3 protein-coding genes are annotated in these 6493 nt (G+C 39.6%); 2 read left to right on the top strand and 1 reads right to left on the bottom strand.

What is annotated here, in order from left to right; genetic code table 11:
* Positions 1 to 151: 151 nt before the first annotated feature.
* On the bottom strand, positions 152 to 475 hold the full coding sequence (locus GNE10_RS09055; protein ID WP_099067520.1) for a hypothetical protein: 324 nt from the start codon (positions 473 to 475) through the stop codon (positions 152 to 154).
* Positions 476 to 1106: 631 nt separating this feature from the next.
* Between GNE10_RS09055 and GNE10_RS09060 the strand changes: the two genes are divergently transcribed.
* Together GNE10_RS09060 and GNE10_RS09065 are read left to right on the top strand one after the other, a co-directional pair.
* Positions 1107 to 1511, top strand: a complete 405-nt coding sequence (locus GNE10_RS09060) for a hypothetical protein (RefSeq protein WP_371411453.1) — start codon at positions 1107 to 1109, stop codon at positions 1509 to 1511.
* 786 nt (positions 1512 to 2297) lie between these two features.
* Positions 2298 to 6493: type I polyketide synthase (locus tag GNE10_RS09065; RefSeq protein ID WP_185564731.1), on the top strand; the 4196-nt coding region annotated here is incomplete at its 3' end.

Here is a 6493-nt window from a genome sequence, read left to right on the forward strand (position 1 = left end):
GAGTATCTCTAACTTTGATTTTGAATCCAGAATTCTTGGCGGAGCTTTTATTGCTCCGCTCCTGAATTCTGTTAGCACAGCTGTGGATAACGCATTCTGACTTCTGAATTCTGAATTCTGAATTCTGAATTCTGAATTTTGAATTCTGACTTTATTTGTTAAGCACTGCTTCTTTTTTGCTTTTAATAATCGCTAAGTATTCGCTGCGAGTTCCATCTATTCGATAGTGGTCGCAAATTTGGCAGAGTTTCAATATATCCAATCTGCTGAATACTTTTTGATGTTCAATTCCGTTGTCGTTCCGCCACCGCCAAAAAGTTGTTCTATCGATGCGGCGATTACTTTCAGGCCATCTTCGTCTGGATAGGAAATCTACCAATTCTTCTTCATAAAACGAATAACCTTTTGGTAATTTCAAGAGTTCTTCTTTTAACTCAGTTAGCGGTATGAGTGGATCTAACTCAGATAGTCTCATGCCAGCAAGCCCTTATATTTTCATGACAGTTTAATTATGGAGAACGCTTCATACAACACGGTTCATCGTATTAATCAGATTATAATACTGTCTATTTAGGAATCTATCGATTAATTGAGTAATCAGAGAAGCTTATCTTTTATCTCTCCATTTTCCACAACAAACAGTATTTAAATTACCTATTTAATTACATACGATAAACTGATTGATACTCAATTGCAATCCATATGCAACACTTTTGTAAAATAGTTAATAACAAGATGTTGAAGAAATTTATGTAAGAGAATTGCAAATTTTGAGAAGCGTTTAAGGTTTTTATGTAATTGGTGTTACTCAGCATTAGAAAATGTGTAATTATTTGGTGATTGTTTGGTGATAAAGTCAATTTTTTCATTCTTTAGATATAGTTCCCAGTGGCTAATTTCACTGGTTGGTAAATTTTGTTGTTTAGCAACAAGAATTAATGAAAAAATTAACTGATTGATTAAGACATAAAAAACTTTGCAATAAATCAACTTTTGGATAGATGTAAAAGCTATATGCCAAGCCTACTGGACTTGTGAAAGATTTCAGTGGAGGGTGTTGATAGTTAACAGTTAATAGTTGACTGTTAACTGTTAAATCCCCAGAGATGCAATTTGTATGCAATTTTGTCCGGGGATTTTTGGGATATGAGATACTAATTGAAAAGAGTTTTAATAGTTATGTGAATGATAGCGATCGCCCCCGAAAGACCCTGAATAAGATGAAACTACAGCGATTCATGCTCTCATTGCCAAGCTTTGATAACCAGCGACTGATGTTTCATGCAGCTCGCCAGACGCTTCGCAAAGCTGAGATGGCGCGTGTTGCGGTGCGTGAATGGCTCAATCAACATGATTGTGAGCTAGAAGAGTGGAAACGCAAAACAGCTTCTGAGCTTGGAATTAGTATTAGTAGGCTTGAGCAAAAGCTCTTAGCATCTGCTCAGCATCAGGCAATAACTAATAAAGGAGACGATGATGCTAATTCAGAAGAGGACTCTGTAGAGATTTAGCTACGTTTTAATTAATTTACACATTGGAGTCGTAAATTTACAAGCAAGCAGACAATCTTGTGAATTGCAAATTACCAAAAACCCTACGAACAAAAAATATTTCATCTAGCAATATGTATCTAATTGTATCCAAGTTGCATATCAATTGTAATGGAGACATAATCAGTCTAAGATTACCTGTAACCTGCAATTTAATACGAATTCTGAATCAGAGAATTCCAATCTACATCTGATTAAAAATTCATGTTGCAACGTTGAGGTAAACTAATGTAGTTAAATATTGTGTTATTTTCCATCAAAACGGTCATTAGTGTAAAATCTCAACTTACCTTGTTTTTAGAGGTATTCAATCCTAAAGATTTAAAATCCAGAATTCAAAACCGATGGAACTTTGATAGCCAAGCTGAATCAGTTTTAGAGAATTTCAGAAATCATAACACCCTTGATTAAACGATTCTCAACTCAATTGTGACAATTGACCCTCAACAGTAACGATTCTAACGGCGAGCTGCACAAGGGACTTCCAATTAAAAAAATATTCCACGGAAGAGTGTTGACGGTTGACGGTTGGCAGTCAGCAGTCAACAGTCAACAGTCAACAGTCAACGACCACAACCGGAATAATTTATTTTTTGGAGTTATCCAAATACCAGTATTGCTTTATCAAGAGATGCTAGGCAAACTGATAATCAGTAAATTAATAGTTATTTCGGGTTATTCCTGAATTTTGAACTTAAATCTATTGATACCTCTATATTTCATCAATCCATTAGTGAAGATAAAGTCATGGCTGCTTCTAGAATTGAAGCTGTTTTGGCACAGTTGCAAGAGGAAGTAAGCAATTGTGAACAAGCTGTACTCAAACTCATAGAGGAAAAAAAAACTATGGTTGAAAATTCACCATTAAATAGCAAAATCAGTACACAACGCCAACAAGTTGATATTGCCATTATTGGGATGGCTTCAATATTCCCCCAATCCCAAAATTTACAGGAATACTGGGAAAAAATCATTCATAAAGTTGATTGTATTACTGATGTTCCTGCTTCACGTTGGAACATAGAAGAATATTACGATCCTAACCCCAGAGCATCTGATAAAACCTACTGTAAAAGAGGTGGATTTATCCCGGATGTTAATTTCAATCCGATGGAATTTGGACTACCGCCCAACATTTTAGAAGTAACAGATATTTCGCAATTGCTGGGTTTGATTGTTGCTAAAGCGGCGATGGAAGATGCTGGTTACGGGGAATCTCGACAGTTTGATCGTCAAGCCACTGGGGTAATCTTAGGTGTAGCACTAGGTAGACAGTTGGGTGTACCACTAACTGCCAGAATGCAGTATCCAGTGTGGGAAAAAGCCCTCAAAAGCAGTGGTTTATCCGATGAGGATACACAAAAAATTATCGAAAAAATCAAAAGTGCATATGTGCAGTGGGAGGAAAACGCCTTCCCCGGTATGCTTGCAAATGTTGTGGCTGGAAGAATTGCCAACCGTTTAGATTTTGGCGGTACTAACTGTGTTGTCGATGCGGCTTGTGCGAGTTCGTTGGGTGCTTTAAAAATGGCAATTAGCGAACTAGTGGAACATCGCGCCGATATGATGCTGACTGGGGGAGTTGACACTGATAACTCAATTTTGGCCTATATGTGTTTCAGTAAAACTCCTGCTGTTTCCCCTGGTCAAAACGTCAAACCTTTCGATGCAGAATCCGATGGTATGATGTTGGGTGAAGGCGTGGGGATGTTAGTACTCAAACGCCTTGCAGATGCCGAACGAGATGGCGATCGCATTTATGCAGTGATCAAAGGCATCGGTACTTCCAGCGATGGACGTTATAAAAGCATCTATGCACCGCGAACAGAAGGACAAGTCAGAGCCTTACGTCGCGCTTACGAAGATGCCGGATTTTCCCCGGCTAGTGTCGGTTTGATTGAAGCACACGGTACTGGCACTATGGCCGGAGATCCAGCAGAATTTAACTCAATTAAAGAAGTTTTTGGCGAAAACAATCCCAAAAAACAATATATTGCCTTGGGAACTGTCAAATCACAAATTGGTCATACAAAAGCGGCTGCGGGTGCGGCGAGTCTGATTAAAACAGCTTTGGCTTTGCACCACAAAGTGTTACCACCCACAATTAACGTCAGCAAACCCCATCCTAAATTGGATATTGACAATTCCCCATTTTATTTAAATACCGAAACCAGACCTTGGATTACCAGCGATGACCAGCCAAGACGAGCAGGGGTGAGTTCTTTCGGCTTTGGTGGCACAAATTATCATGTGATTTTAGAAGAATACAAAACCCAACAAAATCGCCCTTATCGTTTACACAAACCCGCTCAATCTGTGTTGTTATTTGCGTCAACGCCTGAAGAATTGTTGTCTCGCTGTCAAGCCATCAAAGACCAATTGCAATCTGACACAAAAGAGCAGCATTACGCACAATTGATTGCAGCATCTCAATCTTTAGAAATTCCACTGACAAATGCCAGACTGGGATTTGTTGCTGATTCTCTCACCCAAGCGAGCAATTTATTACAAACAAGTATTGAATTGCTGAAAAACAAGCTGCAAGTAGAATCTTGGGAACATCCCCAAGGTATTTACTACCGCAAAACAGGCATAGTTACAGCAGGGAAAGTAGTTGCTCTATTTTCTGGACAAGGTTCGCAATATTTAGAAATGGGTCGGGAACTGACCATTAATTTCCCCTCCTTGGCAGAGACTTATACTCAAATCGATGGACTTTTGAGCGCAGATAATTTGCAACCCGTGTCAGAAGTTGTTTTCCCGCCGCCAGTGTTCGATTTAGATCGCAAAACTGCCCAGATGAAACTGTTGCAACAAACAGAATACGCACAGCCGGCAATTGGGGCTTTTAGCGCTGGTTTGTACAAGATATTGCAACAAGCAGGGTTCAAGCCGGATTTTGTGGCCGGACATAGCTTTGGAGAACTCACAGCCTTATGGGCTGCGGGGGTTTTGAGTGGAGAGGATTACTTTTTCCTGGTGAAAGCCAGGGGTCAAGCAATGGCCACACCAACAGATCCCCAGTTTGATGCCGGAGCTATGTTAGCAGTGAAAGGGGATGTCAATCAAGTTACAGAACTAATTCAGAGTTTCCCCGAAATCAGTATTGCTAACTTAAATTCTCAAAATCAAATGGTGTTGGCTGGGAAAAAAGCTGAAATTGCCAATGTGGAACAAGCTCTAAAAACTCAAGGATTCTCTACAGTTTTATTGCCAGTTTCAGCAGCTTTTCACACTTCATTAGTGGCTTATGCCCAGCAACCCTTTGCCAAAGCAATTGAGAAAGTTACTTTTAACGAACCACAAATTCCGGTTTACACCAATGTCACCGGCAAACGTTACCCCAATGAAGCACAAGTTATTCAAAAAGTCCTCAAAGAACACTTGAAAAGTCAAGTATTATTCAAGGAGGAAATTGAAAATATTTATGCTGAAGGCGGTTACTGCTTTGTCGAATTTGGGCCGCGTAGCGTCCTCACCAACTTAGTCAAAGATATTCTCGGCCATCGTCCTCATTTAGCCGTAGCCTTAAATCCCAGTCATCTCAAAGATAGCGATCGCTCTTTGAAAGAAGCTGTTGTTCAGTTGCGCGTTGCTGGATTACCTTTACAAAACCTAGACCCCCATCAACTAGAGCAGAAAATTCCAGAAGTTTCTAGCAATAAACTTTTGAATATCCGCTTAAATAGCACTAATTATGTGTCAGAAAAAACCAAGCAGTCCTTTGAAAAAGCTATGCAAAATGGGCATCAAGTAAAACTTACTACTAACGGCAATACACCCCATTCACCAACATCTCCTCCCACAACCGAAAAACTAACAGCCAATCATCAATCCCCTGTTACTAATGGCAATAACCATAATTCAGTAACATATAATCCCCCTCGACCAACAGAGAAAGTAACAGTTAATAATGGAGTGAAATCTCTCCAAAACGGACAATCAGAAAAACTCGATTTCAAGTCTTTACAAACTAGTGCCGAACTTCCTCTAAATTACCTCACAGCAATAGATAACTTAGAGTACACCTTAATAGAATTCAATCGTCATCAACATGACATCTTACAAATTCACGAACAATCTTTAAAGCATCAAACAGAATATACTAAAACCTTTTTCCAACTCATGGAACAACAACATGAGTTGTGGCGAAATACTAAATTTAACGATTCACCAATTACAACACAGCAACAAATAGTCTCCAGTTCCGAGCGTAGCATCATGCGGTTTCACGACCATCAAGGTGAAAGTCTCCGCATCCATGAGGAATATCTCAACTATCAACAGGAATACACTAATAACTTTTTCCAATTACTTCAGCAACATTATCAACTACCATCTTCTAGCAATACCATCCCACAAAGTTTAATACCACCAGTCAACTATCAAGATCATCCGACGGTTCCATTATCAAAAGAAGACGACCTAATTCTCAATGATGCACCTGTTGTTTTACACAGCAACGGATTTGCCAGTAAATCTGAGCCAATTTTAACTAACGGTAATGGCACAAACCATCAAACAATAGCAGTTCTAGATATTGCTCCATCAATAGACAATCAGACTGCACCAGCAATTTTCGATATTACCCAGCCAAAAGAAAATCTCACACCCACAGCACCAGTAGTCATTGACCAAGATACCCTAAGTCAAACTCTGTTGAACGTCGTTAGTGATAAAACAGGCTACCCAACGGAAATGTTAGAACTAACGATGGATATTGAAGCTGATTTGGGCATTGATTCCATCAAACGCGTGGAAATTTTGGGAGCATTACTGGAACTATATCCGGATTTACCCAAGCCAAATCCTGAGGAAATAGGACAGCTACGCACTTTGGCTCAAATAGCTGAGTACATGGCGAAAATCGCATCAGAAATCTCAGCAGGACTCACGTCGGTGATTGAAGCAGACGGGGGGACGCGGGGAAATGGGGATGTGGA

It is taken from the genome of Nostoc sp. 2RC (assembly GCF_014222165.1).
Lineage (GTDB): Bacteria > Cyanobacteriota > Cyanobacteriia > Cyanobacteriales > Nostocaceae > Nostoc > Nostoc linckia.